Source organism: Mammaliicoccus sp. P-M59 (assembly GCF_022386135.1).
In the GTDB taxonomy this organism is placed as follows: Bacteria; Bacillota; Bacilli; order Staphylococcales; family Staphylococcaceae; genus Mammaliicoccus; species Mammaliicoccus sciuri_A.
Map to the genome: position 1 here is coordinate 117,539 of NZ_JAJNJJ010000005.1, position 26,734 is coordinate 144,272.

Sequence of the window (26,734 nt, forward strand, 5' to 3'; positions counted from 1 at the left end):
CTCTTTTGTTGATAATATAAATTTTATACTATCACTTAAAGAAATTCTATATCATTCACTAAAAATTCATTAAGGTTTTGTGACAAAATGGTGATTAATATTTTCGTAAAAATTATTTAGTAATATTTAATGCATTTTTTAAATTTTTGATAACGCCTTTTTCATAAGTGAGCACGCTACCACGATATGTTTTCGCTGCAAACACCAGTAGAATGATACATGTAACGATTGAAATGACAATTCCTAAAAGTAAATGCCATTCAGGTGTTGATTCTGATGTAGTTCTTAATAACATGACCATTGGCGATAACATCGGAATGAAGCTTGTCACTTTTACAAGCATCGTATCTGGGTTTGAAATACTAAATATCGCAATATAGAATGCCGCTAATGAAATAAATGTAACTGGCATCATAGATTGAGCAAGATCTTCTATACGGCTCGTTAATGCCCCTAGAATAGCCGCTAATGAAATATAGGATACAACACCCAAAATTAAGTAAACTGCGCCATAAATAATGATTCTCGTCGTCTCAGGGCCATACTCAACGCCAGCTGACTCAAATAGTCCTTTCAAATCAAATGCGAATATACTAATTACAATTGCCAGTATGATAAAGAATATTTGTGTAAATGCAACTGCGATGATTGCGAGAATTTTCGCTGACACATGAATCGACGGTTTAACACTTGTAACAATCATTTCAATCACACGTGTTGTTTTTTCAGTCGCAATTTCTGAACCAATTTGGTTAGCGTAATTGATTGTGATAAAGAACGATAAGAAAATGATGATGTAAACAACAGCTGAGTTTAATGCTTGAACTTTCGGATCAACATCACTAGATTGTTTTTCATCATTCGATTTAATTTCTTCTGTCTTCACATCACTTGGTGTATTTAATGTTTTTAAATCTTTTTCTGATAGATTTAATTTTTGAGCTGTTAATGATGATTGCATTTGGCTAAGCGTTGATTGTAAGGTCATTTTCTCACTTTCACTGACATTGCCTTTTTCATAAATTGTGCCATCTACTTTTTCACCGTTCACGTTTACTTGAATTAAACGTTTATACTTTTCGTCTTTAACACCTTTTTTACCTTTTTCGAGTGAAACTTTTTCTACTTTTTCAATATCATCGTTTTGTTTATATTGCTTTTCTAATACTTTATAAATCATGTCGTTATCTGTTTGTATCGCGACAACTTTACTATCGTTATCAAAGAAATCAATAATTTTGTCGATGTTACTTAATGCAAAGATTAAAATCATAAAAATTGCAGTCATGATGATAAATGATTTACTTTTCACTTTTTGCATATACGTTAAATTAAATGTCGGCCAGAATTTATTCATGCTTATCACCTACCTTAGCTATAAAGATATCGTTTAGAGATGGTTCAGCAACTTGGAATCGTTTGAGGTAACCTAACTTCGTCACATTTTGATAAATATTTTCTGCATATTTTTCATCAGAAATTGTGATTTTAACGCCTTTTTTAGTCGTTTTAAATGCTTCTACACCTTCAAAGTCTTTTAAGAATCCTAAATCATAGTCGCCTTCGATAAATACATCTTTCTTACCAAAGTCGTCTTTAACTTGATCAAGAGAACCAGCAACGACTGCTTTACCTTTATTCATAATGCAAATATAGTCACAAAGTTCTTCTACGTGTTCCATTCTATGCGAGCTGAATATAATCGTTGTGCCTTGTTCTTTTAAATCTTTAACAGCAGCTTTAAGCAATTCAACATTGACTGGATCAAGTCCACTGAATGGTTCATCAAGAATTAATAATTCGGGTTTATGAATGATTGCTGCAATCAGTTGAACTTTTTGTTGATTACCTTTCGATAATGCTTCGATCTTTTTTTCTTTATTTTCAAATGCATCAAATCGTTTTAACCAATAATCTAATGCTTCTGAAATATCTTTTCTTTTCATGCCTTTTAGCTCAGCTAAATATTGCACTTGCTCCCAAACTTTTAATTTTGGATGTAAGCCTCTTTCTTCAGGTAAATAACCAATCGTATTCGTCATATTATAGTCAATTGGCTTATCGTTAAACGTCACAACACCTGTTGTCTTTGGTAATAAACCTAAAATCATACGAAATGTCGTCGTTTTACCTGCACCGTTTCCACCTAAAAATCCATACATCGTACCTTTAGGAACTTCCAAATTAACATCATGTACTGCCGTAAAGTCATTGAATTTCTTGGAAACATCTTTAATTAGTAATGTCATAATGTTTACTCCTTTTCTTTGGATTCTAATTCTGAAATATCTATATTCTCGTCTTCTTCAAAAATAAATAATTCATCAATAGATACTTCGAACACTTGAGAAAGCTTATGTGCTAATACTAACGTGGGATTGAATTTGTAACGCTCAATAGAATTGATGGTTTGTCTAGACACTTTAACCAATCGTGAGAGTTCACTTTGCGTCATATTTTTCTGTGTACGATATTCATAAACTTTGTTTTTCAATTCATCACTTCCTGTCAAGTTAACTTTACATTATATGAATTTTTACACTATGTCAAGTAAACTTGACACAAAAAAAGCTGAGACCCAATTTGAGTCCCAGCTACTACATGCTGATTAATATGTTCTGATCGGTAAGATAAGTTGTACGACTGTTTCGTCGTCTTTAGGTTTAAGAATAAATGGTCTCATTGTACCAAAGAATTCTACTTGTACTTCATCGTTATCGATAGCTTTTAATGCATCCATCATGTATTTAGAGTTGAATGAGATTTTTAATGATTCACCTTCAACATTGTCTGTAGATACATCTTCTTTAACTGTACCGATTTCTGGTGAAGTAGATGATAATTCAACTTTATCAACATCCGTAGATAATTTAATGACGTTGTTACCACCCTCACGTGCTAATAATGATGCACGATCTATTGCATGATAGAATTCACTGTTATCTAAGATGATTTTAGTTTCATAGTTCTCTGGGAATAATCTTGTTGTATCTGGATAGTTCCCTTCAAGTAATCTTGAAATAAAGTTAATGTGACCAACTTTAAATAATACTTGGTTACTTGCAAAGAAGATATTGATGTCTTCTTCAGAATCAGAAACGATTTTGTTTAATTCAGATAAAGCTTTACCTGGGATAATCACATTTTTATCATCGATTTCTTCGTCTTCTAATTTTAATTTTCTTAATGCAAGTCTGTGTGAATCTGTTGCAGTACAGATCAGTTCATTGTTTTGAATAAGCCAGTTAACACCTGTTAATACTGGACGTGTTTCTGACGTGGACACTGCAAAGTTCGTTTGTGCGATAATGTTCTTTAATACTTTGATTGGTAATTTAATCGCATCGTCTTCAGATACTTGTGGTAATAACGGATATTGATCTGGATCTAAACCACTTACGTTAAATTCAGAATGTCCTGATGTGATAAGTGTTTTAAATTGATCATTCGTTGATAAATTAACAGTTTTACCTGGTAATTTTTTAACGATATCTACAAAGAAACGTCCTGGAAGTACTACAGAACCTTTTTCTTCAATATCTACAATTTTTTCACCATCAATATTTTGATTTATTGTTATTTCTATCGATATTTCAGAGTCTGATCCTGTTAAGATGATGCCTTTATCTGTCGCATCTATCTTGATTCCTGTAAGTATCGGTAATGTAGTTCTTGGTGAAATTGCTTTTAATGTATCATTCAATTGATTAAGAAAGTAATCTCGTTGAATTGTAAATTTCATAACTTATAAAACTCCTTCCAGTCGTTATATATTTAATTATATATCTTTTAAAATCATAGTAATAGTCATAGGGGCTGTGGATTGGTGGATAACCCGCTTTAAATAGCGATATAAAAGTTATTCACATGTTGATAAACTGTGTATGACTGTGCACAACTTATCCACATTATCCACGGATTTGTTTTTCTAGTTGTTCTAAATCATTTTTGAGTTCTGGATTATTTTCTAAATCTTTTTTAATTTTATCATGTGCATGGATGACAGTTGTATGATCTCGTCCACCAAATTCTTCACCAATTTTAGGTAATGAAAAATCAGTAAGTTCTCTTGATAGATACATAGCGATTTGTCTCGGATATGCAATTGATTTTGTACGTTTCTTAGCAGCAAAGTCTTCGATTCTAACGTTATACATTTTACTAACGGCTTGTTGAATGTCTTGAATCGTGATTTTAGTTGATCTTGGTGATGAAATAATATCTTTAAGCGCTTCTGCTACTAAATCTGTGTTGATCGGCTTATTTCTAAGTTTGGAGTATGCTAATACTCTCGTTAAAGCACCTTCTAATTCACGTATATTGGATTGAATAGAATTAGCGATATAAGTTAAAGCTTCAACAGGTATATCTAAATTTTCTTCTTCGATTTTCTTTTGTAAAATAGCCATTCTCGTCTCAAAGTCAGGAGGCGTAATATCTACTATTAATCCCCATTCGAAACGTGTTCTTAAACGATCTTCTAAAGTTGGAATTTCTTTAGGAGGACGGTCACTTGAGATGACAATTTGCTTTTTATTTTGATGTAAATCATTAAAAGTATGGAAGAATTCTTCTTGCGTTTGTTCTTTCTTTTGAATGAATTGAATGTCATCTATTAAGAGCACATCGATGTTTCGATACTTGTCTCTAAAGCTTTCCGTATCGTTCATACGTATAGACTTAATAAATTCATTTGTGAATTTTTCGCTAGATGTATATAGAACGTTCGCATTTGGATTTTGTTCAAGCACATAATGACCAATTGCATGCATTAAATGTGTCTTTCCTAAACCGACGCCTCCATATATGAAAAGCGGATTATAAGCATTGGCTGGTTCTTCAGCAACTGCTAGTGAAGCAGCGTGCGGGAACTGGTTACCAGGTCCAATAACGAATGTATCAAAAGTGTTATTACTGTTCAGCTGACTATTAGTCACTTCTTCATATGCTTCAGTTTCTTTAGGTTTTTCTGGCTGTTCAGTGAAATCTTCACTTTGTAAATCTTCTTCTGATATAAATTTAACTTGAACTTTGTCTCCAATCACTTCATAGATAAAGTTTGTGACGTGTTCATGATATTTATTGGTTAACCACTCAGCAACAAAAGGACTTTGTGCAACAACTATTGCGCGCTTACTATCAATTTGATGTAAGTAAGTCCCTTTGAACCATGTATTATAACCAGCAGAAGCGATTTGATCTTCAGCAATAGATAACACTTGCTCCCAAATTTCTTCTTTTGAATTCATAAAAGTCCTCTTTCTCATTTAAATTTATTGAGTTATACACATAAAATAAGATTGTTGATAAAGAAAATCACAGGCTGTGAATTATTATCCACAACTTACACACAAACGGTGGATAACTACACTTTATAATTCTCTTGTCCACAATCTTTACACGTAAATATTTATGAAATAATCACAGTAATATCAATGCTTTGTATAACTTATCCACACAATTATACTTTTAAACAAATCGAGTTGTCAAATACCTGTGAATATGTGCAGTTTGATGAGATTATTTTGTGAATAAGAATAAATCTTAATCAATTTATCCACAAAAAGTTGGTTATGCATTGTGAATAAGTGGATAACTTAATAAATAGAAGTTGTAAATTTCTTCTTGATTTTTAAAATCTGATTTGTTATAGTTTAGTAGTTATTGAAATTGTGACAAATCACACGTATGGTATAAATAATTTTGAAACTAATCTTCTGATATATATAAATGAATATCATACAAATGATAATCTAATGTAGAATTAGATGTTAAGAATAATTAATGGAGGTGTTCTTAAATGGTAAAACGTACGTATCAACCAAATAAACGTAAACATAGTAAAGTACACGGTTTCCGTGCACGTATGAGTTCTAAAAACGGCCGTAAAGTATTAGCTCGCCGTCGTCGTAAAGGTAGAAAAGTATTATCAGCTTAAGATCACTGAAGAGCAGTGGTCTTTTTTTTGTTTTAATTGAAGGAATTGTTTTGTATAATAAACAATAATTAAGTGATGTATTGTGGAGTGGATGTTTGTGGAAAAGGCTTATCGAATAAAGAAAAATAATGATTTTCAAAGAATTTATAAAAAAGGTAAGTCAGTCGCTAATAGACAATTTGTTATTTACACAGCTGAAAATGATCTTGATCACTTTAGATTAGGTATAAGTGTTTCAAAGAAAATGGGTAATGCTGTTACAAGAAATAGAATTAAAAGGTCCATTAGAGAATGTTTTAAGAATCATAAAGAAAATATTATTCCTAAAGACATCATTGTTATCGCTCGAAACCAAGCTGTTGATTTAAAAGTCATTGAAACACAGAAGAGTTTAGAGCATGTATTGAAGATTGCTAAAGTTTTTAATAAACGTATTCCCTAAGTATTGATATATTACTAGGAGGTTGCAGCATGCTTAAATCGCGCTATGAAGGACAATCAGTAGAACAAGCACTACAACAAGGTTTAGAAGATTTGAATGTTCAAGAACAACAAGTAAGAATTGATGTTATTAATGAAGGTAAAAAAGGTATTTTTGGATTTATGAAACAAGATGCACAAATTGAACTAACTGTAATCGATCCAGAACTTAAACAGTTTGAATCAATTGAAGCATTAAAAAATCGTCACGCGTCGGTCGAAGAGGATAATAGCTCAATAACAGATGAAGTGACACATCAAGAAGACACAATAATAGAAGAAAAAGATATTCAGTCAGAAACAGGTATACGTGAAGATCGCAATCAGAAAAAAGATTCATTAAATGAAGTGGCACAAAACACTTTAGATTATGTACTTAATATCATAAGAGAAATGAATATTGATGTAGATGGTTCATATGAGATTAAGTCTAATACAATTTATATTAATATGACTTCCAACAATGCTGCTTATATAATAGGTAAGCGTGGTCAAATTTTGAACGCATTACAAATAGTAGGTCAAAATTATATGCATCAATTTGTTAAAGGTTATTATACGCTTATATTAGATATCGAATCATATCGAGAAAAGCGTAAAGAAACGTTAGAAAAATTGGCATTTAATATGGCTAAGAAAGCAACTCAAACAAAGAGACCAGTTAAATTGGAACCTATGCCAAACTTTGAACGTAAAATTATGCATCAAGCAGTCAGTAAAATTGAAAATATCGAAACATACTCTGAAGGAAGAGAACCACATCGATATTTAGTCATTAAGAATAAATAAAAATAGTCGGAGTGAGTCATCTCGCTCCGCATTTTTTCGAACAATATATTCGAAAAATATTACAAAACCATTTACAATCAATAGAATAGTTATTAATGGTGGAGGAGAATATCATGGATTTAGATACAATTACAAGTATCTCAACGCCTATGGGTGAAGGTGCAATAGCAATCGTACGATTAAGTGGTCCGGATGCCTTAAATATTGCTAATCGTATATATAAAGGTAAGAAACAAATTACTGAAGTAGCATCACATACAATTAATTATGGTCACATTATTGATCCTGAGACTGATGAAGTCGTAGAAGAAGTTATGGTAGCTGTCATGAAAGCACCAAAGACTTTTACGAGAGAAGACATCGTTGAAATAAATTGTCATGGTGGTTTAGTAACGGTTAATCGCGTACTTGAGTTAACGTTATCTAACGGTGCTAGAATGGCAGAACCAGGTGAGTTTACGAAACGAGCATTCTTACACGGACGTATTGACTTGTCTCAAGCAGAAGCGGTTATGGATTTCATCCGTTCTAAGACGGAACGCGCATCGAAGGTAGCCTTAGGTCAGATGGAAGGACGTCTAAGCAGTCTTATTAAAGGCTTAAGACAGTCCATATTAGAAATACTTGCTCAAGTAGAAGTGAATATTGATTATCCTGAATACGATGATGTAGAAGAAGCGACGACTAAATTCTTATTAAAAGAATCAAGGCATATTGAAAATGAAATCGATCAATTATTAAGAACTGGCCAGCAAGGTAAAATTATGCGAGAAGGTCTATCAACAGTCATTGTTGGGAAACCGAACGTAGGTAAAAGTTCTATGCTTAACAACTTGATTCAAGATAATAAAGCGATTGTTACTGAAGTAGCTGGTACAACAAGAGATGTATTAGAAGAATACGTCAATGTTCGTGGCGTACCATTAAGATTAGTGGATACTGCAGGTATTCGTGAAACAGAAGACATCGTAGAAAAAATAGGTGTAGAAAGATCGAGAAAAGCTTTATCAGAAGCGGATTTAATTTTATTTGTTCTTAATTATAATGAAGCATTAACGGAAAATGACTATCAGCTATTTGATGTCATTAAAGATGAAGATGTGATTGTAATTATAAACAAAATGGACTTAGAACAGAAGTTAGATATTGATGAATTAAAAGCAATGATAGGTGACCATCCTTTAGTTCAAACTTCTATGGTTGAACAACAAGGTATCGAAGAACTTGAACAGAAGATTTCAGAGTTATTCTTTGGTGGACAAGTACAAGCACAAGATATGACATATGTCTCAAATTCAAGACATATTGCATTATTAAAAGACGCTAAGACATCTATAAATGATGCAATTCAATCTGCTGAAGACGGTGTACCTATAGATATCGTACAAATAGATTTAATCAAAACTTGGGAATTGCTCGGTGAAGTAATTGGTGAAGAAGCAAGTGATTCACTAATTGACCAGCTGTTTAGTCAATTCTGTCTCGGAAAATAAAAAGGAGGAAAAATTTTGACACAAAAATATGACGTTATTGTTGTCGGCGCTGGACATGCAGGTGTAGAAGCTGGTTTAGCTTCTGCAAGACGTGGTGCAAAAACTTTAATGCTTACAATTAACCTTGATAGTGTAGCATTTATGCCATGTAATCCATCAGTTGGTGGTCCAGCTAAAGGAATTGTTGTAAGAGAAATCGATGCGCTTGGTGGTCAAATGGCTAAGACAATCGATAAGACACACATTCAAATGCGTATGTTAAACACTGGTAAAGGTCCAGCTGTAAGAGCATTACGTGCACAAGCGGATAAAGTATTGTATCAAGAAGAAATGAAACGTGTAATTGAAGACGAACCAAATCTTGATATTATGCAAGGTATGGTTGAACGTTTAATTATAGAAGATAATAAAGTTAAAGGTGTAGAAATGGTAATCGGCTCAACTTATGAAGCAGATGCTGTTGTATTAACGACAGGTACATTTTTACGTGGTGAAATTATTTTAGGTAACTTGAAATATTCAAGTGGTCCAAACCACCAAATGCCATCTATTAAATTAGCTGAACACTTGAAAGAATTAGGCTTTGATATCGTGAGATTCAAGACTGGTACACCTCCACGTGTAAATGGTAATACAATAGATTACAGCAAAACAGAAATTCAACCAGGTGATGAAGTAGGGCGTGCGTTCAGTTATGAAACGACAGAATACATTTTAGATCAATTACCTTGTTGGTTAACATATACAAATGAACAAACGCATAAAGTAATCGATGACAATTTACATTTATCTGCTATGTACTCAGGTATGATTAAAGGTACAGGTCCAAGATATTGTCCTTCAATTGAAGACAAATTTGTAAGATTCAATGATAAACCAAGACACCAATTGTTCTTAGAGCCAGAAGGACGTAAGACACAAGAAGTATACGTACAAGGTTTATCAACAAGTTTACCTGAACATGTTCAACGTAAAATGTTAGAAACAATCCCAGGTCTTGAAAAAGCAGACATGATGCGTGCAGGTTACGCAATTGAATATGATGCAATTGTACCAACACAATTATGGCCAACACTTGAAACGAAAGTCGTTAAAAACTTATTTACTGCTGGTCAAATCAATGGTACTTCAGGATATGAAGAAGCGGCTGGACAAGGTTTAATGGCAGGTATCAACGCTGCTGGTAAAGTATTAGGTAAAGAAGACGTTATATTACGTCGTTCAGATGCTTATATTGGTGTGTTAATTGATGATTTAGTAACAAAAGGTACAAACGAACCATACCGTTTATTAACTTCTAGAGCAGAACATCGTCTATTATTAAGACATGATAATGCAGATTTAAGACTGACAGATATCGGTTATGAAATTGGTATGATTTCTGAAGAACGTTACGCTAAATTTAATCAAAAACGTGAAGCAATTTCAGCTGAACAAGAACGATTAAGAGGTATTCGTATTAAACCGAATGCACATACACAAAGTGTTATCGAAAGTCGCGGTGGAACAGCGCTTAAAGATGGCATATTAGCTTTAGATTTATTACGTAGACCAGAAATGGATTACGCAGCTATTATGGAAATCTTACAAGAAACTTCACCAGTAGATGAAGACGTACAAGAACAAGTAGAAATTCAAACGAAATACGAAGGTTATATCCAAAAATCATTAGCACAAGTTGAAAAAATGAAACGTATGGAAGATAAAAAAATTCCTGAAAATATCGATTATGATGCAATCAATAGTTTAGCGACTGAAGCACGTCAAAAACTTAAAGAAGTTAAACCACTTGATATTGCACAAGCTTCTCGTATTTCAGGTGTTAACCCTGCAGATATTTCAATTTTACTTGTGTACATTGAACAAGGTAAAATTCAGAAGGTGAACTAACATGAATGAACAAACTTTTATTGATACGTTAAAAGAATCTGGTATAACATTAACAGATAAACAAATTAAGCAATTCGAAACATACTTTGAGATGTTAGTAGAGTGGAACGAGAAAATTAACTTAACAGCCGTTACTGAAAAAGAAGAAGTGTACTTGAAGCACTTCTTCGATTCGGTGACACCAAGCTTTTATATAGATTTTAATGAAATTGAAACGATCTGTGATGTAGGGGCAGGTGCTGGATTTCCGAGCATCCCTTTAAAAATCGTATATCCACACTTACAAATTACGATAGTAGATTCACTAAATAAAAGAATTAAATTTTTAAATGAATTAGCTGCATCATTAGACTTAGATCAAGTAAACTTTGTACATGATAGAGCAGAAACATTCGGTAAATCACAACAGTATCGTGAAAGCTTTGATCTTGTGACTGCAAGAGCAGTAGCACGATTATCTGTATTAAGTGAATTATGTCTACCTTTAGTGAAAAAGGGCGGTCAATTTGTCGCATTAAAAGGCTCACAAGGTAATGAAGAGTTAGAAGATGCACAATTTGCAATTTCTGTATTGGGTGGAGAAGTAAAAACAGTACATGAATTTACGCTACCTCTTGAAGAAAGTATGAGACAGATTATTACGATAGATAAATTAAGACAAACACCTAAGAAGTATCCAAGAAAGCCAGGAACACCAAACAAAGAACCTTTAACAAAATAATTCCTGGGAAATATGTATGAACGAAAGTAGGTATATTGAGATGAAAAAGCCTTTTTCTAAATTATTTGGACTTAAAGACAAAGAATTAGAACACATAGAAGAAGCACGAGCTGAAGGTAATGTGGCAGTCGTATCAACAGAAAGAATAGTGCCAAACCGTTATCAACCGAGAAAAGTATTCGATGAATCTAAAATTAAAGAACTCGCACAATCTATAAAAGAACATGGATTATTACAACCTATTGTTGTTCGTCCAATTGAAGAAGGTATGTATGAAATCATAGCAGGTGAGCGAAGATTTCGTGCAATGAAATATAACGATTTACCAGAAACTGAAGTTATTATTAAGCCATTAAATGACAAAGAAACAGCAGCCGTTGCACTGATTGAAAATATACAAAGAGAAAATTTATCAGCTATAGAAGAAGCGGAAGCCTATAAGAAATTGCTGGATTTAGAAGACATTACACAACATGACTTAGCAGTTAGTATGGGTAAGAGCCAATCATTTATAGCCAATAAATTAAGACTGCTCAAATTATCAGAACCTATTATTATTTCATTACAAAAAGGTGAAATAACAGAAAGACATGCAAGAGCATTGTTAGGTTTAGATGATGAAGGGCAGCAAGAAGTCTTAACATCCATACAATCTCAGAACTTAAACGTTAAACAAACAGAAGATCGCGTTAAGAAAATACGCGGCTCTGAAAAAGTAAAAGCAAAACAATTTCAATTCGAACGAGACATCACAGAAGCACTTGATACACTCGGACAAAGCATTAAAAATGTTGAAAAAGAGGGTATTAAAATCAAGCGAATTGATGAAGAACATAAAGACTTCTATGAAATTACAATTAAAGTTTATAAGAAGAAATAAAATATAGAGTTTGGGATATTAAACAATATCCTGAACTCTTTTTTTATGTTTACATACAGAATTTCTGTAAATTTCCGAGATATTATTGTTATTTGTAAAAAAGTCATTTATACTTTTCTGTAAACGTTTTCATTTAAAAAGGGGGATTTTAATGATTACATTTTTAGTTTCTATCGTTTTATTAGTTATAGGTTATTTTACATATGGCAAGTATATTGAAAAAATGTTTGGTGTTAAGGATGAACGTCCGACGCCTGCTCATGATCAAAGGGATAATATTGATTTTGTTCCGATGTCGACAAATAAGAACTCATTGATTCAATTGTTAAATATTGCAGGGGTTGGACCGATATTTGGACCGATTATGGGTGCTTTATATGGACCAGTTGCGTTTATTTGGATTGTATTAGGGTCTATATTTGCTGGTGCTGTTCATGATTATTTAACAGGTATGATTTCTATACGTAATAAGGGAGCTCATTTACCTGAATTAGCTGGTAAGTTCTTAGGTAATGTGATGAGACATCTTGTAAACGTCTTTACACTATTACTATTGTTATTGACAGGTACTGTATTTGTTACGAGTCCGGCATTATTATTACATTCTTTAATGGATGGTAGAGTAGCTTTAGGTATTATTATTTTTGTTATTTTCTTATATTATTTCTTATCTACAGTGTTACCTATCGACAAAATTATTGGTAAAGTTTATCCGATATTTGGATTTATCTTGATGATTTCTGCAATAGGAATCTTTGTACGATTAATTATGACTGGTGCGGAAATACCAGAATTAACATTGAAAAATATGCATCCTGATTCGGCGCCAATTTTTCCTTTATTATTCTTTACGATTACTTGTGGTGCTTTATCTGGTTTCCATGCGACACAATCGCCGATTATTTCTAGAACGACGAATAATGAGAAAAATGGTCGTAAAATATTCTACGGCATGATGATTGCTGAAGGTATTATTGCGATGATTTGGGCTGCAGCTGCTATGAGTTTATTTGGTGGCTATGGTGGTCTACAAGAAGTGTTAGCGAAAGGTGAAGCGGCGCTTGTAGTGAGTGAGGCTTCTACTATGTTATTAGGTTCTGTATTTGGAACATTAGCGATTCTAGGTGTTATTGTATTACCAATAACAAGTGGTGATACTTCATTTAGAAGTGCGAGAATGATTTTGGCTGACTACTTTAATTTCGGTCAGAAAAAAGTAATGAATCGATTCGCAATTGCGATACCGATGTTTGTTATTAGTTTTATTTTAACGAGAGTAGACTTCACAATACTTTGGAGATACTTCTCTTGGGCAAACCAAACAACAGCTGTTATTGCACTATGGATAGGTGCTATGTATTTATTACTATCTAAAAAGAATTTCTATGTCGCTTTAATACCTGCTTTATTCATGACATGGAATATATTCACGTATATATTAAGCCAACCAATAGGATTTGGAATGGATTTATCACTTAGTTATTGGTTATCAGCTGGTTTGACGATTTTATGGTCTATGTATTTCTATTATTTATATCGTAAAAATAGTGAAAATGCGATAGAAATAGATTATCAAATCGGAGGATCACCCGTATCTAAATATTAAACAGTAAAGCACCTTTCGATGGAGATCGAAAGGTGCTTTTTATATATTTAATATAGGGAAGGTAGTCTGCCATATGATACTCGCTCAAAAATATCATATGGCAGTGCTATTATTTAGGGGTAATAGCAAATGCTCGGACAGGGAATCCGGGTGCATTTTTAGGTTTAGGGCTAATGGCTAATATAACTGAACCACGTGTTGGTAGTTCATCTAATCCGGTTAACAGTTCTATTTGAAAAGTATCTAAACCAAGTACGTATCGTTCACCGACAATGTCATTGTTTTTACGGATGTCTACTGAAGCATCAGTATCAAATGTTTCATGTCCGATTGACTTGATCTTTCTCTCTTCAAATAAGTATTTAAGTGCGTCTAATGACCATCCTGGGAGATGTTCATGACCATCTTTGTCTTTATTCTCAAATTGCTCTTTATCTGGCCATTTCTTTGACCAGTCACTTCTAAATGCGACAAACGTTCCACTTTCAATTGGTCCATTTTCAGATTCCCATTGAAGAATGTGTTCTTTAGTTAGTCTGAAATCTGAATCTTGGGCTACTTCTTTTGAAAAATCTAACACGATTAAAGGTAAGACTGTTTCTTGTAAACCGAGTTCATGTAAATATCGCTTATGCTCTACAAAATGTATAGGTGCATCTATATGCGTTCCATATTGTGTAGGAAATTGCCATGATTGGGCAAAGAAACCGTCGTCTTTAACTTTATACAATGTTTTTGTTTCTGCATTTTCAAAAGCTGAAAAATGTGGAGATTCTGAATCAAATGTATGCGTTAAATCTACCCATTTATATTCTTTCAGTTGATTTAGCGTGTTCCATAATGGATATGACATAACATCACCTCATTTATTAGTTAGGTTGTTTAACTGTATTGTCTTGACGTAATTTTTCTACTGAATTAACTAATACAGTTAAAGCTTGTTTTACTTCTTCTTCTTGTCTTGTCTTCAATCCGCAGTCAGGGTTTACCCAGAATAGAGAACGGTCAATTTCTTGAAGTGCTCTATCGATTGCAACTGTAATCTCTTCTTCTGTAGGTATACGAGGGCTATGAATATCATATACTCCTAAACCGATACCTAAGTCATATGTGATATCTTCAAAGTCTTTGATTAAGTCACCATGACTTCTTGAAGTTTCGATTGAGATAACATCAGCATCTAATGATTTGATCGCATGGATGATTTGACCAAATTGTGAGTAGCACATATGTGTATGAATTTGTGTTGAATCTTGTACTGAAGAAGTTGATAATCTAAATGAATGTACAGCTTTATTTAAATAATCTTCATGGTATTCAGAACGTAAAGGTAAGCCTTCGCGCAATGCAGGTTCGTCTACTTGGATGACTTTAATACCCGCTTCTTCAAGTGCGAGAACTTCTTCATTAATTGCTAATGCGATTTGATCTTGAACTTCGCTACGTGGGATATCCACACGTTCGAATGACCAGTTTAAGATTGTAACTGGACCTGTAAGCATACCTTTAACAGGTTTGTCAGTTAAACTTTGCGCATATAATGTCTCTTTAACTGTTAATGGTGCTGTCCATTTAACATCTCCGTAAATGATTGGTGGCTTAACGGCACGAGAACCATATGATTGAACCCAACCAAACTTAGTTACTAAGAATCCGTTTAGCTTTTCACCGAAGAATTCAACCATGTCATTACGTTCGAATTCACCGTGTACTAATACGTCTAATCCAATTTCTTCTTGAATTTCAATCCAACGTTTAATTTCATTTTGTACGAATTCTTCGTATTTTTCATCTGAAATACGATTGTTTTTCCAATCAGCACGGTATTTACGTACTTCTCTTGATTGAGGGAATGAACCAATCGTTGTTGTTGGTAAGTCTGGTAAATTTAATACTTGATCTTGTAAGACTTTTCTTTCTTTAAATGGTGTAGTACGTTCTGATTTAACTGAATCATAGTCATATTCTAATTGTTTGAATGATTGACTTTCAAAGCGTTCATATTGTGCTTTTAATTCGTTATATAAAGTGTCATCATTTTCGTTAAATAATTGTTTTAAAGCATATAGTTCGTCTAATTTTTCAGTCGCAAAGCTTAAACCTTCACGAACTGAGTCGTCTAATGTTTCTTCTTCTAAAGTAACTGGTACATGTAATAATGAAGAAGATGGTTGAATCACTAATTCATCTGTATAAGATTGTAATGTTTCGATTAAAGCTTTCTTCTCTTCAATATTAGTAGACCAAACGTTTCTACCATCAACGATACCAGCGAATAATGCTTTTTCTTTAGGGAATAAGCCATCTTTGATTTGTTGTAAGTTAAAGCCATTGTCATGTACAAAGTCTAAACCGAATCCATAGACTGGTAATTGACCAACAAAGTTTAAATCTACGCGTTCGAAATATGTTTGTAAGACAAGTTTCGCAGCTGGTGCCGCTTCGTTAAAGAATTCATATGCTTCTTTCGTAATATCTTGAAGATCAGTTGCACCGTCTGTTACGAGAATTGGCTCATCTACTTGGATGTATTCAGCGCCTGCTTCAGTTAATTGCTCGAATACTTCTTTATATAATGGTAAAAGTGTTCTTACTTTTTCATCGAAACTTTGGTCTCCACCTTTAGATAATGCTACGTATGTAACAGGACCAAGAATTACTGGATGAGATGTTACACCAACTTCTTTAGAGAAATTGAATTTCTCAAGTAACACATTGTTATTTAATTGAGGTGACACGTTATCCCATTCAGGTACGATGTAGTGGTAGTTTGTGTTGAACCATTTAATTAACGCACTTGCAACATGCTCTTTGTTACCACGTGCAATATCGAATAGTAAATCATCATCTACAGGACGTCCTTGGAAACGTTCTGGAATAATGTTAAATAGTAATGATGTATCTAACACGTGGTCATATAGTGAGAAGTCACCAGTAGGGATATGATCAACGTGATGGTCTTTCTGAATTGTTAAAATTTCTTTGTGTAAATCCTGCAACGTTTGATCTAATTCGGCTTTATCTATTTTTTTAGCCCAGTAACTTTCGATGGCTTTTTTCCATTCTCTTTTCTTACCTAGTCTTGGGAATCCTAAATTTGATGTTTTAATTGTCATAATATTGCCTCCTTGGTTTGTGTTCCAGTTTTTAGTTGTGAATAATTTGCTAATTCAACTGTTAAATCATATTTTAAAAATGGTGTAACTAAGTACAGGCCATTAAAATATTGGTGTACTGCATCAATCAATTGTTTACTCAAATTAATACTGAGTTCTCTTGTAGCATCTCTGTCGTCTTTGACTTTTTCAAAGGCGTTTAGCACCGTATCTGATAGTTTAATACCAGGTACTTCGTTGTGTAAGAAGAGTGCGTTATTGTAATTCGTAATTGGCATAATACCAATGAAAATCGGGGCGTCTATATGTTTAGTTGCTTCATATATTTCTTTAACTCTTTCAGGTTCATAAATCGGTTGTGTAATAAAGTATTCCATGCCAGATTCAATCTTTTTTTCTAATCTTTTGACTGCTGGTTCTAGTCGTCTTACGTTTGGATTGAATGCACCTGCAACAGAGAAGTTGGTATTGCTTCTCAATGTATCTCCATCGGCGTTTATACCTTGATTGAACTGTGTAATGATTTCAGCTAATCCGCTAGAATTAACGTCGAATACACTTGTTGCGCCTGGGAAGTTACCCACTTTAGAAGGGTCACCCGTAATCGTTAATATGTCATTAATGCCAAGTAACGAAAGTCCCATTAGATGAGATTGCAAGCCGATTAAGTTTCTATCACGGCAAGCTAAGTGTACGAGTGGTCTAATTTTATACTTTTGTTTAATGATACTTGCTGCGGCAATGTTAGAAATTCTCACGCTTGCTAGGGAATTGTCAGCAAGTGTGACTGCATCTACACCTGCATCTTCTAGGGCTTGTATGCCATCGAAAAATTTATTCGTATCTAAATGTTTAGGTGTATCTAATTCAACAATAACGGTTGGTCTTTGTTGAACGAGCTCTTTAATACTAGGTTCTTCTTTATTTTGCTTTTTGTACTGTTTTGTTTCGATTGGTATAACATTTTTGTGCTTGATAGGCTTTAAATCTTTGACGACATTCTTTATTTTTTTAATATGTTCTGGTGTTGTACCACAACATCCACCTATTAATCTGACGCCTTGATTAACGAGCTCTTTCGCTGCATCTGAAAAGTAATCTGAGTTGTTATTGTATTTCAAGTCGTTGTCTTCTAAATCCAGCAAACTTGCATTTGGATAACATGAAAGGTAAGCATGATCAGGTAAGTCAATATGTTTAAATGTCTTAATCATATGGTATGGACCATGATGACAATTTAAACCAACGACATCTGCACCGGCTTTCACTAATGTTTCTAATGCATCTGGTATAGGTGTGCCATTTCTCAAATAATTTGTATTACTAGCTGTTAGTTGAGCAATAATCGGAATGTCGTATCTTGCTTTTGTATCTTTTAAGACAGCAAGTAATTCTTCTAAATCGTAGTATGTTTCAAATAAAATACCATCTACACCTTCATTAACAAGTGTTTCAATTTGAATCTCTGTATGATATTGAATGGCTTCAATTGATAAGTTACTCTTTTTGATATTACGAAAACCGCCTACCGTACCTAGAATAAACGTATGATCGTTGCTCGCTCTTTTAGCGATTTGTACAGCTTCACGATGAATTTCTTTTACGCGATGTTCTAAATTAAAATCTTGAAGCTTCTCAAAATTTGCACCATACGTGTTTGTTTGAATAATATCTGCACCAGCTTCAATATAAGAACGGTGAATTTGTTCTATCTTGTTAGGGTGTGTCAAATTATAACTTTCTGGACAAGTATCCAATCCTTCAGAGTAGAGGATGGTTCCAATTGCTCCGTCAGCTACTAAAATTTGGTTCTTTAACGCTTCTTTTAGACTCATATGTAGCCTCCTTTAATGCCCAATCGATATCTGTGATCAATTCTTTGACATCTTCTAAGCCGACTGACAATCTAAATAATCCGTTAGTGATACCACGTTCAGCTCTCACTTCTTCAGGAATAGCTGCGTGACTCATTGTAGCTGGGTGAGAAAGAATCGTTTCTACACCACCTAAGCTTACAGATACAAGAGGGATATTAAGATGGTCAACAAATGCTTGTGCTTTTGATTCATCTTTAAGTCTGAATCCGAGCACGGCACCGCCATTTTTAGCTTGTCTTAAATGTGTGTCATTTGTGATTGGATAATAGACTGTTTCAATTGCTTCATTATCGATTAAATATCTATAAATTTGTTCTGTGTTATAAACAGATTGTTTAAATCTAATTGGTAATGTCTTCAAATGTTTAGCAAGTGTCCAAGAATCATAAACGCTTAATCCTGAACCTGTACCATTTTGAATAAGGTAAATTTCATTTTTAAGCTCTGGATCATTCACGACTACTGCGCCTGCTATGAGGTCACTGTGACCGCCTAAGAATTTCGTAGCTGAATGAACGACGATGTCAGCACCTAGCTTCAATGGTGATTGTCCTAACGGTGTCATAAATGTATTATCGACAGCTAATAGTGCGTCGTGTTTACGTGCAATTTGGCTAACACCATCAATATCTGTCACTTTAAAGAGTGGGTTAGAAGGTGTTTCAACATAGATTAGTTTCGTATTTTCTTGAACAGCTTCTTTGATATTTTGTAAGTCTGTTTGATCGACAGTTGTAAATTCTATTTCAAATTTCTTAAGAATTTGCTCTGTTAGTCTGAACGTTCCGCCGTAAACATCATCTGGAAGAATCACGTGGTCTCCTGGTTTCAATGTTAAGAAGACAGCTGTTATTGCAGCAATTCCTGAACTAAATGCAAATCCGTAATTACCGCCTTCTAAATCTGCTAACTTTTCTTCAAGTAACTTTCTATTAGGGTTACCACTGCGTGCATAGTCAAATTCTTGATTGCCACCTAAAGTTTCTTGATGATAAGTGGATGAATAATATAATGGTTGATTGCTTGATAAGTGCTCGTTACCTCTAGTGGAATCCAATATTAAAGACGTTTCTTTTGAATAGCTCATATTGACACTCCTTCTTTTCTTGAATTTTTTAAGGCTTGTAGTATGTCTTCGTAAATATCTTCATAATCTTCTATTCCAATAGATAAACGGAGTAAATATTCATCTATACCGCGTTTATCTTTTTCTTCATCTGCCATATCTACATGTGTTTGTGTATATGGGAATGTGATAAATGTTTCAGTACCGCCAAGACTTTCAGCAAAAATACATAATTTAATATTTTGTAAGAAGCTATCAACGCTATATGCATTGTTTAAACGAATACTTAACATTCCGGTTTGACCTGAGTAAAGAACTTCATCAATGCTTTCAACAGATTGTAGTGATTGCGCTAACTTTTGAGCATTTTCAGTAGAACGATCAAGTCGTAAATGTAATGTCTTTAAGCCTCTCAGTAATAAATAACTATCGAATGGTGAAAGTGTTGCACCGATCATATTATGAAATTGGCCAAGCACTTCACCTAAGTAGTCATCTGATACAGTGACAATGCCAGCTAACACATCATTATGACCACTTATGTACTTTGTAGCAGAATGTAAGACGATGTCAGCACCGTCTTTTAATGGTGTTGATAAGTATGGTGTTAAGAACGTGTTATCTATAATCGTTAATATATTTCTTGCTTGTGCAATTTCATATAAAGGATTTAAATCTACTGAGAACATTAACGGATTTGAAATAGGTTCAATAAAGAATGCACGTGTATGTTCATTAATCGATGCGTTTACTTCATCAATATTTGAAAAATCAATGTACTTAAATTTGATGTTGTATTGCTTTTCGTAAAATTCAAATAGTCTAAATGTGCCGCCATATAAGTCGAATGACACTAAGATTTCATCATTTGGTTTAAATAAGTTACAAACTAATTGGATACTAGCCATACCGCTTGAAGTTGCAAATGAGTATTTACCACCTTCAAGTTTGGCAAATGCCTCTTCAAAGTTTGAGCGAGTTGGATTTTTCGTTCTTGTATAATCAAAGCCAGTTGAACAACCTAATTTTTCATGTTGATAGGCTGTTGAAAGATAAATTGGGTTTGTCGTTGCCCCGGTATGGTCTTTAGTTAATGAAATTTGAGCGAGTTGAGTAGATTTCATAGTAGCCTTCCTCCCTAATGAATTTAAAAATAAAAATAAAAAAAGCTTCCGTCCTTTAAACCCGAAATAAATCGGATGTAAAGGACGAAAGCTTAGCTCGCGGTACCACCTTTGTTCGCAATGACATTACTGACATTACCTCTATAAGTACGAGTCTCTTACAATAAGATATAATGGCAGTAAAATTGGTGAACAAATTCCAGTACGCCATCATCACTAAAGAGACTTTAATACTGTATCGCTATAACGGGCGATCCCGTTGACACCTCAATATCGATGCCACCACTCCAAGGCCATTTTCAATCTTTCTTTCAATGTTCCCTTTCAGCAAATGGGAACTCTCTGATGATTGCAGTGTAAGATTTACTTTCCTTTTTATCGTGATTTTATTTGTTTTCGTTGTTGATATATTACACAATACTATGCGTATATTTTTTTGTCAACAACTTTTCTGAATATTTTAATTTATCGCTCAACTTTTCTTTTGTGCATATCCCTTTCAAAATTGTTATAATCTAATTTGGATGTTTTACGTGAAACATACGAGAATAAATAACGTGGTGATGAAATGAAAGAAAGAAATCAAGCATTAACAGATAAGATTTCTTATAACCATAGTCATGATAAAATTGTTGAACTTCCTTTAGAAAAATTAAGAAGGAATCCATATCAACCGAGAGATTATTTTGATGAAGAAGCTTTGAGAGATTTAACGCAGTCGATTTCACAACATGGTGTGTTGCAACCTATCGTCGTAAGAGAAACGATAAAAGGTTACGACATCGTTGTAGGTGAAAGAAGATTTAGAGCGAGTCAATTAGCTAACAAAGATTCAGTACCGGCAATCATTAAAAATTTAACCGATGAAGAAATGTTAGAACTTGCTATTATAGAGAATCTTCAACGTGAAAATTTAAAACCTCTAGAAGAAGCAAAGAGTTATGCAACGATGATGGAAGAACTAAATTTAAAACAACAAGACGTAGCAGATAGATTAGGGAAATCAAGATCATACATTGCAAATGTCTTAAGGTTGCTGAAGTTGCCACCAAGTGTAAAAAAACTAATCAACGAAGAAAAAATATCAAGTGCACACGGTAGAACATTACTTGGTTTAGATAAGAAACATCAATTAGATCAAGTGGCTAAAAAAGTTGTAAAAGAACATATGAGTGTTAGAGCATTAGAAGAATATATTAAACAGTTAAATGCTCAAGGCCAAGACAAGAAAAAGAAAACGAAACAACTGAAACCTAATTTCTTAGTTAAACATGAATATCAATTAAAAGAAAAATTTGGAACGAATATTGATATTTCTAAGACTAAAAAAGCAGGTAAAATTTCTCTTGAATTTAATTCTGAAGAAGAATATAAGAGAATATTAGAATTATTGTTAGAAGAATAAGAGGTGTAAAAAGTGAATAAGATTATGAACATCATTCATAAATTGATTGACCCATTTATGGATCCAGAAAATTGGCAAAAGTGGATAGAACAAATATTAATCGGCATATTCTACATTGTATTAGCTTACGTCATTATTAAAGTGCTTCATAAAGTGGTAGAGAAATTCTTTACTACGAAATACGGAACTAAGAGGGTAGGGAAGTCTAACAAGCGCGCTAAAACAATGGTTAACTTACTACAAAATGTTATTTCCTATGTCGTATGGTTTATAGTTGCGACAACCATTTTAAGCAATTTAGGCATAAGAGTTGAAAGTATTATTGCTGGTGCCGGTGTTGTAGGGTTAGCAATTGGTTTCGGCGCACAAACCTTAGTAAAAGATGTCATCACAGGCTTCTTTATTATTTTCGAAAATCAATTTGATGTTGGCGATTACGTAAAAATTAATACAACAGGTACCACTGTTGCGGAAGGTACTGTACAATCAATAGGAATGAGATCTACAAGAATATTATCGTTTGCAGGTGATTTAACGATACTTCCTAATGGTACAATGAATGAGATTGTAAACTTCTCAATTCATAACGGTATGGCTATCGTAGAAATCCCTGTATCTATTAAAGAAGATTTAGATGAAGTTGAAAGCAAGTTAAATGAATTTTTACCGACAGTTAAAGAAAGATATGAAATATTCATTAAAGATCCTGAAATTTTAGGTGTAGAGACTGTGACAGCAGGTGAAGCAACGATTAAAATAGCAGGTGAAACAGAACCAAATGAACATGCATCAGGTGCTAGAATCTTGAGAAGAGAAGTGAAATCTTTCTTTGATAAAGAAGGTATTCAAGCGCCAATTCCAACAATGGTTTCTTATAATCCAAATAACATTCAATAATCATCTAATCGGGAGGCAAAAATATGATCAAATCATATGAGTTAAATGATATCGTTGAAATGAAAAAACAACACGCATGTGGGTATAATAGATTTAAAATTATAAGACTCGGTGCAGATGTTAGAATAAAGTGTGAAGAATGTTCTCGTAGTATCATGCTACCAAGACAAGAGTTTAATAAAAAAATTAAAAAAATATTAGTAAAAGGACAAGGTGAATAAAATATGGCATTAACAGCTGGCATAGTAGGATTACCAAACGTAGGTAAATCAACATTATTTAACGCAATTACGAAAGCAGGAGCACTTGCAGCGAACTATCCTTTCGCAACAATCGATCCTAACGTAGGGATTGTAGAAGTACCAGACCACCGTTTACAAGAATTAACGAAATTAGTAAAACCTAAGAAAACTGTACCAACAGCATTCGAATTTACAGATATTGCAGGTATCGTTAAAGGTGCATCTAAAGGTGAAGGATTAGGAAATAAATTCTTATCACATATCCGTGAAGTAGATGCGATTTGCCAAGTCGTACGTGCATTTGTTGATGAAAATGTTACACACGTATCAGGAAAAGTAGATCCAATCGATGATATTGAAGTTATTAATATGGAATTAGTATTAGCAGACTTAGAATCAGTAGAAAAACGCTATGAAAGAGTAGCAAAAATGGCAAAACAAAAAGATAAAGATGCCGTAGCAGAAGAAAAAGTATTAGCAAAAATTAAAGAAACTTTAGAAAACAATAACCCAGTAAGAAGTTTAGAATTCACACCAGAAGAAAAAGCAATCGTGAAACATTTAAGCTTACTCACTTCTAAACCAATGTTATATGTAGCAAACGTAGCAGAAGATGAAGTAGCAAGCCCAGAAAATAACGAATTCGTACAAAAAATTGAAGAATACGCAAGTAACGAAGGTTCACAAGTTATCGTGATTTCAGCGAAAATTGAAGAAGAATTAGCAACATTAGATGACGAAGACCGCGAAATGTTTTTAGAAGATTTAGGCGTAGAAGAAGCAGGATTAGACAAATTAATCCGCGCATCATATAACTTATTAGGATTAGCAACATACTTTACAGCAGGTGAACAAGAAGTAAGAGCATGGACATTCAAAGAAGGCATGACTGCACCACAATGTGCCGGAATTATCCATACAGACTTCGAAAGAGGCTTTATAAGAGCAGAAACCGTTAGTTATGACGATTTATTAGCAAATAATGGCATGAACGGTGCTAAAGAAGCGGGTAAAGTAAGATTAGAAGGTAAAGAATACCTAATGAAAGACGGAGACGTTGTACACTTTAGATTTAATGTGTAAGATAAAGGCCAGTAGTGTTTATGCACTATTGGCTTTTTCTTTGATATCAATGAGAAAAAGATTGTAAAAAGTAATACTCTATGCTATAATTCTTGATTGTGAGTAATGAAAATTATTCCTTGCTTAATACTGAGTTATTAGGCCGCATAGACCACAAGGAGGTGTAAATTGATGAGAACATATGAAGTAATGTACGTAGTACGTCCAAATATCGAAGACGAAGCTAGAAAAGCTGTCGTTGAGCGTTTTAAAGGAATCTTATCTTCAAACGGTTCAGAAATCATCGAAGAAAAGGATTGGGGTAAACGTCGTTTAGCTTATGAAATCCAAGACTTCACAGAAGGTTTCTACAACATCGTTAGAGTTAAGTCTGAAAATGACGAAGCTATCAGTGAATTTGATCGTTTAGCAAAAATCTCTGATGATATCATTCGTCACATCGTAGTACGCGAAGAAGAAAAATAATTTAACTTATAAAATGGGGGAGATTAAATGATTAATCGTGTTGTATTAGTCGGTCGATTAACTAAAGATCCGGAATACAGAGTAACACCCTCAGGCGTTCAAGTTGCTACTTTTACTTTAGCTATTAATCGTACTTATACGAATCAGCAAGGTGAAAGAGAAGCTGACTTTATCAACTGTGTTGTATTTAGACGTCCCGCAGAGAATGTAAACAATTACTTATCTAAAGGTAGTCTGGCAGGAGTTGAAGGTCGTCTACAATCTCGTAGCTACGAGAACCAAGAAGGTCGTCGTGTTTATGTAACTGAAGTTGTTTGTGACAGTGTTCAATTCCTTGAACCAAAAGGCGCAAACCAACGTCAATCTGGTAATGATAATCAATCATATAACCAAAATAATAACGAATTCCAAAATTATGGACAAGACTTTGGTGGTAACCAACAACAAGGACAAAAAGCACCTTCAAATCAACAGTCAAATAATCAACAATCAAGTAATCCATTTGCAAACGCTAATGGCCCAATTGATATCAGTGATGATGATTTGCCGTTCTAATAGTTGATTGAAACGAATATAAATTGATAAAGATTTAACGAGAAGGGAGGAACACAATCATGGCAGGTGGACCAAGAAGAGGTGGTCGTCGTCGTAAAAAAGTTTGTTACTTCACAGCAAACGGTATTACACATATCGACTACAAAGATACAGATTTACTTAAAAAGTTTATCTCAGAAAGAGGTAAAATCTTACCACGTCGTGTAACAGGTACTTCAGCAAAATACCAACGTATGCTTACTGTAGCTATCAAACGTGCACGTCACATGGCTTTATTACCATACGTTAAAGAGGAACAATAAGAGTTAGCGTATAACATAACCCTCTAGCAATCAGGCTAGAGGGTTATTTTTGTGTTCATTTTTATAAAAAATCCGCAGAGTGTGAATAATTCTAGAAAATTGAGCATAAAAAAAGAGGCGACCGTCAGTAACAGTCAACCTCAAGTACACTCCGCAGATATGTACCGCAATTTGATTATAATTTTAATCTATATATAGATAATTATCAATATTATTGAGGAACTTTAATTACCATTATTAAAACCAGAATTAAATATTTCCTGGACTCCCTGTTTTAAATCTTCTCCTACAACTATGTCGGACATTTCTTCTAATGTTTTAGACACTTTGCTATTAAACTCCCAGTCATTTGCTGTGATAATAAATACTTTTGAAGCTGGATTATCTTTTATATGATCAACTAATATTTCAATGTTTTTTCCTTTTATTACTTTTGGATTCACTGAATAATATATTGCAAATTCGCCAAAATTAGGAGTATTTGCGGTATATAAATTTAATTGTAATGATAAATCATTTAATGTGAAAGTTGTGTTTAATGGTATCTCTTTTGTAAGCATGCCTTGTTCTGTCAGATCTTTGAAAACTTCTTTAGAATGAGCATTTAATGTTCCTTTTGAATATTGGGATTGAGTTTCTATTGCAGCTAAAATAGATAATAATTTTATCTCATGAAACATACCTTTCGTTAATACTATTCGATTATCGCTATTTAAAAAGTTAATAAATTGCTTTTTAAACTCTTGAAATATTTCCATATAATCACTCCAAAAATGTAAGGTTAGTAAGTACAGTTTATTATACT

26 protein-coding genes and 1 other annotated feature are annotated in these 26,734 nt (G+C 33.6%); of the genes, 15 read left to right on the forward strand and 11 right to left on the reverse strand.

The window, feature by feature from the left end; genetic code table 11:
• Nucleotides 1-112 precede the first annotated feature (112 nt).
• The 5 genes from LQ617_RS09285 to dnaA form a co-directional block, all read right to left on the reverse strand.
• A complete protein-coding gene (locus tag LQ617_RS09285; protein ID WP_239740201.1) occupies nt 113-1,357 on the reverse strand; it encodes an ABC transporter permease in 1,245 nt (414 codons plus the stop codon).
• Complete coding sequence (locus LQ617_RS09290; protein WP_126476371.1) at nt 1,350-2,249, reverse strand: ABC transporter ATP-binding protein; 900 nt, start codon at nt 2,247-2,249, stop codon at nt 1,350-1,352. The genes LQ617_RS09285 and LQ617_RS09290 overlap by 8 nt, the downstream gene beginning before the upstream one ends.
• A gap of 5 nt (nt 2,250-2,254) precedes the next feature.
• Nucleotides 2,255-2,494, reverse strand: coding sequence for a helix-turn-helix transcriptional regulator (locus LQ617_RS09295; protein WP_025906228.1), 240 nt, complete (start codon nt 2,492-2,494; stop codon nt 2,255-2,257).
• Nucleotides 2,495-2,608: 114 nt separating this feature from the next.
• Nucleotides 2,609-3,742 carry a DNA polymerase III subunit beta gene (dnaN, locus tag LQ617_RS09300; RefSeq protein ID WP_037589476.1) on the reverse strand — a complete coding sequence of 378 codons (1,134 nt, stop codon included), beginning with the start codon at nt 3,740-3,742 and terminating at the stop codon, nt 2,609-2,611.
• A gap of 166 nt (nt 3,743-3,908) precedes the next feature.
• Nucleotides 3,909-5,249: a chromosomal replication initiator protein DnaA gene (gene dnaA, locus LQ617_RS09305; RefSeq protein WP_037589475.1), complete on the reverse strand. Its 1,341-nt coding sequence runs from the start codon at nt 5,247-5,249 to the stop codon at nt 3,909-3,911.
• Between the two features lie 551 nt (nt 5,250-5,800).
• Between dnaA and rpmH the strand changes: the two genes are divergently transcribed.
• From rpmH to LQ617_RS09345, 8 genes are all read left to right on the forward strand, one after another.
• Nucleotides 5,801-5,938, forward strand: coding sequence for a 50S ribosomal protein L34 (gene rpmH / locus LQ617_RS09310; protein WP_016999186.1), 138 nt, complete (start codon nt 5,801-5,803; stop codon nt 5,936-5,938).
• A gap of 97 nt (nt 5,939-6,035) precedes the next feature.
• On the forward strand, nt 6,036-6,380 hold the full coding sequence (gene rnpA / locus LQ617_RS09315; RefSeq protein ID WP_025906220.1) for a ribonuclease P protein component: 345 nt from the start codon (nt 6,036-6,038) through the stop codon (nt 6,378-6,380).
• A 29-nt stretch (nt 6,381-6,409) separates the two neighbouring features.
• Nucleotides 6,410-7,207, forward strand: coding sequence for an RNA-binding cell elongation regulator Jag/EloR (gene jag / locus LQ617_RS09320; RefSeq protein WP_239740202.1), 798 nt, complete (start codon nt 6,410-6,412; stop codon nt 7,205-7,207).
• Between the two features lie 113 nt (nt 7,208-7,320).
• Nucleotides 7,321-8,700, forward strand: coding sequence for a tRNA uridine-5-carboxymethylaminomethyl(34) synthesis GTPase MnmE (gene mnmE, locus LQ617_RS09325; RefSeq protein ID WP_025906217.1), 1,380 nt, complete (start codon nt 7,321-7,323; stop codon nt 8,698-8,700).
• 15 nt (nt 8,701-8,715) lie between these two features.
• Nucleotides 8,716-10,590 carry a tRNA uridine-5-carboxymethylaminomethyl(34) synthesis enzyme MnmG gene (gene mnmG, locus LQ617_RS09330; RefSeq protein ID WP_025906215.1) on the forward strand — a complete coding sequence of 625 codons (1,875 nt, stop codon included), beginning with the start codon at nt 8,716-8,718 and terminating at the stop codon, nt 10,588-10,590.
• 1 nt (nt 10,591) lies between these two features.
• Nucleotides 10,592-11,311: a 16S rRNA (guanine(527)-N(7))-methyltransferase RsmG gene (rsmG, locus tag LQ617_RS09335; protein WP_025906214.1), complete on the forward strand. Its 720-nt coding sequence runs from the start codon at nt 10,592-10,594 to the stop codon at nt 11,309-11,311.
• A gap of 40 nt (nt 11,312-11,351) precedes the next feature.
• Nucleotides 11,352-12,191, forward strand: coding sequence for a nucleoid occlusion protein (gene noc / locus LQ617_RS09340; protein ID WP_239740203.1), 840 nt, complete (start codon nt 11,352-11,354; stop codon nt 12,189-12,191).
• A gap of 151 nt (nt 12,192-12,342) precedes the next feature.
• Complete coding sequence (locus LQ617_RS09345) at nt 12,343-13,797, forward strand: carbon starvation CstA family protein (RefSeq protein WP_037589460.1); 1,455 nt, start codon at nt 12,343-12,345, stop codon at nt 13,795-13,797.
• A gap of 109 nt (nt 13,798-13,906) precedes the next feature.
• Here the strand turns inward: LQ617_RS09345 and LQ617_RS09350 are convergent, their stop codons facing one another.
• The 5 genes from LQ617_RS09350 to LQ617_RS09370 are packed head-to-tail and all read right to left on the reverse strand — an operon-like array spanning nt 13,907 to nt 20,980.
• Nucleotides 13,907-14,650 (reverse strand): cyclase family protein, encoded by a 744-nt coding sequence (locus LQ617_RS09350; RefSeq protein ID WP_025906211.1) that lies wholly within the window; start codon nt 14,648-14,650, stop codon nt 13,907-13,909.
• A 16-nt stretch (nt 14,651-14,666) separates the two neighbouring features.
• Nucleotides 14,667-16,916 carry a 5-methyltetrahydropteroyltriglutamate--homocysteine S-methyltransferase gene (gene metE / locus LQ617_RS09355; RefSeq protein WP_239740236.1) on the reverse strand — a complete coding sequence of 750 codons (2,250 nt, stop codon included), beginning with the start codon at nt 16,914-16,916 and terminating at the stop codon, nt 14,667-14,669.
• Nucleotides 16,910-18,748, reverse strand: coding sequence for a bifunctional homocysteine S-methyltransferase/methylenetetrahydrofolate reductase (locus LQ617_RS09360; RefSeq protein ID WP_037589457.1), 1,839 nt, complete (start codon nt 18,746-18,748; stop codon nt 16,910-16,912). The genes metE and LQ617_RS09360 overlap by 7 nt, the downstream gene beginning before the upstream one ends.
• Nucleotides 18,705-19,877: a cystathionine beta-lyase MetC gene (metC, locus tag LQ617_RS09365; protein WP_037589456.1), complete on the reverse strand. Its 1,173-nt coding sequence runs from the start codon at nt 19,875-19,877 to the stop codon at nt 18,705-18,707. Before metC ends, LQ617_RS09360 begins: the two co-directional genes overlap by 44 nt.
• Nucleotides 19,874-20,980 (reverse strand): PLP-dependent transferase, encoded by a 1,107-nt coding sequence (locus LQ617_RS09370; RefSeq protein ID WP_037589454.1) that lies wholly within the window; start codon nt 20,978-20,980, stop codon nt 19,874-19,876. The genes metC and LQ617_RS09370 overlap by 4 nt, the downstream gene beginning before the upstream one ends.
• 77 nt (nt 20,981-21,057) lie before the next feature.
• Nucleotides 21,058-21,368: a binding site (T-box leader), on the reverse strand.
• Between the two features lie 180 nt (nt 21,369-21,548).
• On the opposite strand from LQ617_RS09370, the gene LQ617_RS09375 reads away from it, so the two are divergent.
• The 7 genes from LQ617_RS09375 to rpsR all read left to right on the forward strand — a co-directional run bounded on the left by LQ617_RS09375 (nt 21,549) and on the right by rpsR (nt 25,929).
• A complete protein-coding gene (locus tag LQ617_RS09375) occupies nt 21,549-22,385 on the forward strand; it encodes a ParB/RepB/Spo0J family partition protein (protein ID WP_239740204.1) in 837 nt (278 codons plus the stop codon).
• A 12-nt stretch (nt 22,386-22,397) separates the two neighbouring features.
• Entirely contained in the window at nt 22,398-23,282 is an 885-nt protein-coding gene (locus LQ617_RS09380; RefSeq protein ID WP_025906205.1) for a mechanosensitive ion channel family protein, read from the forward strand.
• Nucleotides 23,283-23,305: 23 nt separating this feature from the next.
• The gene (locus LQ617_RS09385) at nt 23,306-23,503 is read left to right on the forward strand and encodes a DUF951 domain-containing protein (protein ID WP_025906204.1); all 198 of its coding nucleotides are present in this window, start codon (nt 23,306-23,308) and stop codon (nt 23,501-23,503) included.
• Between the two features lie 3 nt (nt 23,504-23,506).
• The gene (gene ychF, locus LQ617_RS09390; protein ID WP_025906203.1) at nt 23,507-24,607 is read left to right on the forward strand and encodes a redox-regulated ATPase YchF; all 1,101 of its coding nucleotides are present in this window, start codon (nt 23,507-23,509) and stop codon (nt 24,605-24,607) included.
• 171 nt (nt 24,608-24,778) lie between these two features.
• Nucleotides 24,779-25,072, forward strand: a complete 294-nt coding sequence (gene rpsF / locus LQ617_RS09395; RefSeq protein ID WP_025906202.1) for a 30S ribosomal protein S6 — start codon at nt 24,779-24,781, stop codon at nt 25,070-25,072.
• Between the two features lie 27 nt (nt 25,073-25,099).
• On the forward strand, nt 25,100-25,627 hold the full coding sequence (gene ssb / locus LQ617_RS09400) for a single-stranded DNA-binding protein (protein ID WP_025906200.1): 528 nt from the start codon (nt 25,100-25,102) through the stop codon (nt 25,625-25,627).
• Between the two features lie 59 nt (nt 25,628-25,686).
• The gene (gene rpsR / locus LQ617_RS09405) at nt 25,687-25,929 is read left to right on the forward strand and encodes a 30S ribosomal protein S18 (RefSeq protein WP_037589451.1); all 243 of its coding nucleotides are present in this window, start codon (nt 25,687-25,689) and stop codon (nt 25,927-25,929) included.
• A gap of 224 nt (nt 25,930-26,153) precedes the next feature.
• Here rpsR and LQ617_RS09410 read toward each other — a convergent pair whose 3' ends face one another.
• Entirely contained in the window at nt 26,154-26,687 is a 534-nt protein-coding gene (locus LQ617_RS09410) for a hypothetical protein (protein WP_239740205.1), read from the reverse strand.
• Nucleotides 26,688-26,734 lie beyond the last annotated feature (47 nt).

Bases quoted from the DNA above. Each gene is read 5' to 3' on its own strand.
- LQ617_RS09285 (WP_239740201.1), bottom strand. From the start codon at position 1,357: ATGAATAAATTCTGGCCGACATTTAATTTAACGTATATGCAAAAAGTG.
- LQ617_RS09290 (WP_126476371.1), bottom strand. From the start codon at position 2,249: ATGACATTACTAATTAAAGATGTTTCCAAGAAATTCAATGACTTTACG.
- dnaN (WP_037589476.1), bottom strand. From the start codon at position 3,742: ATGAAATTTACAATTCAACGAGATTACTTTCTTAATCAATTGAATGAT.
- dnaA (WP_037589475.1), bottom strand. From the start codon at position 5,249: ATGAATTCAAAAGAAGAAATTTGGGAGCAAGTGTTATCTATTGCTGAA.
- rpmH (WP_016999186.1), top strand. From the start codon at position 5,801: ATGGTAAAACGTACGTATCAACCAAATAAACGTAAACATAGTAAAGTA.
- jag (WP_239740202.1), top strand. From the start codon at position 6,410: ATGCTTAAATCGCGCTATGAAGGACAATCAGTAGAACAAGCACTACAA.
- mnmE (WP_025906217.1), top strand. From the start codon at position 7,321: ATGGATTTAGATACAATTACAAGTATCTCAACGCCTATGGGTGAAGGT.
- rsmG (WP_025906214.1), top strand. From the start codon at position 10,592: ATGAATGAACAAACTTTTATTGATACGTTAAAAGAATCTGGTATAACA.
- noc (WP_239740203.1), top strand. From the start codon at position 11,352: ATGAAAAAGCCTTTTTCTAAATTATTTGGACTTAAAGACAAAGAATTA.
- LQ617_RS09345 (WP_037589460.1), top strand. From the start codon at position 12,343: ATGATTACATTTTTAGTTTCTATCGTTTTATTAGTTATAGGTTATTTT.
- LQ617_RS09350 (WP_025906211.1), bottom strand. From the start codon at position 14,650: ATGTCATATCCATTATGGAACACGCTAAATCAACTGAAAGAATATAAA.
- LQ617_RS09360 (WP_037589457.1), bottom strand. From the start codon at position 18,748: ATGAGTCTAAAAGAAGCGTTAAAGAACCAAATTTTAGTAGCTGACGGA.
- metC (WP_037589456.1), bottom strand. From the start codon at position 19,877: ATGAGCTATTCAAAAGAAACGTCTTTAATATTGGATTCCACTAGAGGT.
- LQ617_RS09370 (WP_037589454.1), bottom strand. From the start codon at position 20,980: ATGAAATCTACTCAACTCGCTCAAATTTCATTAACTAAAGACCATACC.
- LQ617_RS09375 (WP_239740204.1), top strand. From the start codon at position 21,549: ATGAAAGAAAGAAATCAAGCATTAACAGATAAGATTTCTTATAACCAT.
- LQ617_RS09385 (WP_025906204.1), top strand. From the start codon at position 23,306: ATGATCAAATCATATGAGTTAAATGATATCGTTGAAATGAAAAAACAA.
- ychF (WP_025906203.1), top strand. From the start codon at position 23,507: ATGGCATTAACAGCTGGCATAGTAGGATTACCAAACGTAGGTAAATCA.
- rpsF (WP_025906202.1), top strand. From the start codon at position 24,779: ATGAGAACATATGAAGTAATGTACGTAGTACGTCCAAATATCGAAGAC.
- ssb (WP_025906200.1), top strand. From the start codon at position 25,100: ATGATTAATCGTGTTGTATTAGTCGGTCGATTAACTAAAGATCCGGAA.
- rpsR (WP_037589451.1), top strand. From the start codon at position 25,687: ATGGCAGGTGGACCAAGAAGAGGTGGTCGTCGTCGTAAAAAAGTTTGT.
- LQ617_RS09410 (WP_239740205.1), bottom strand. From the start codon at position 26,687: ATGGAAATATTTCAAGAGTTTAAAAAGCAATTTATTAACTTTTTAAAT.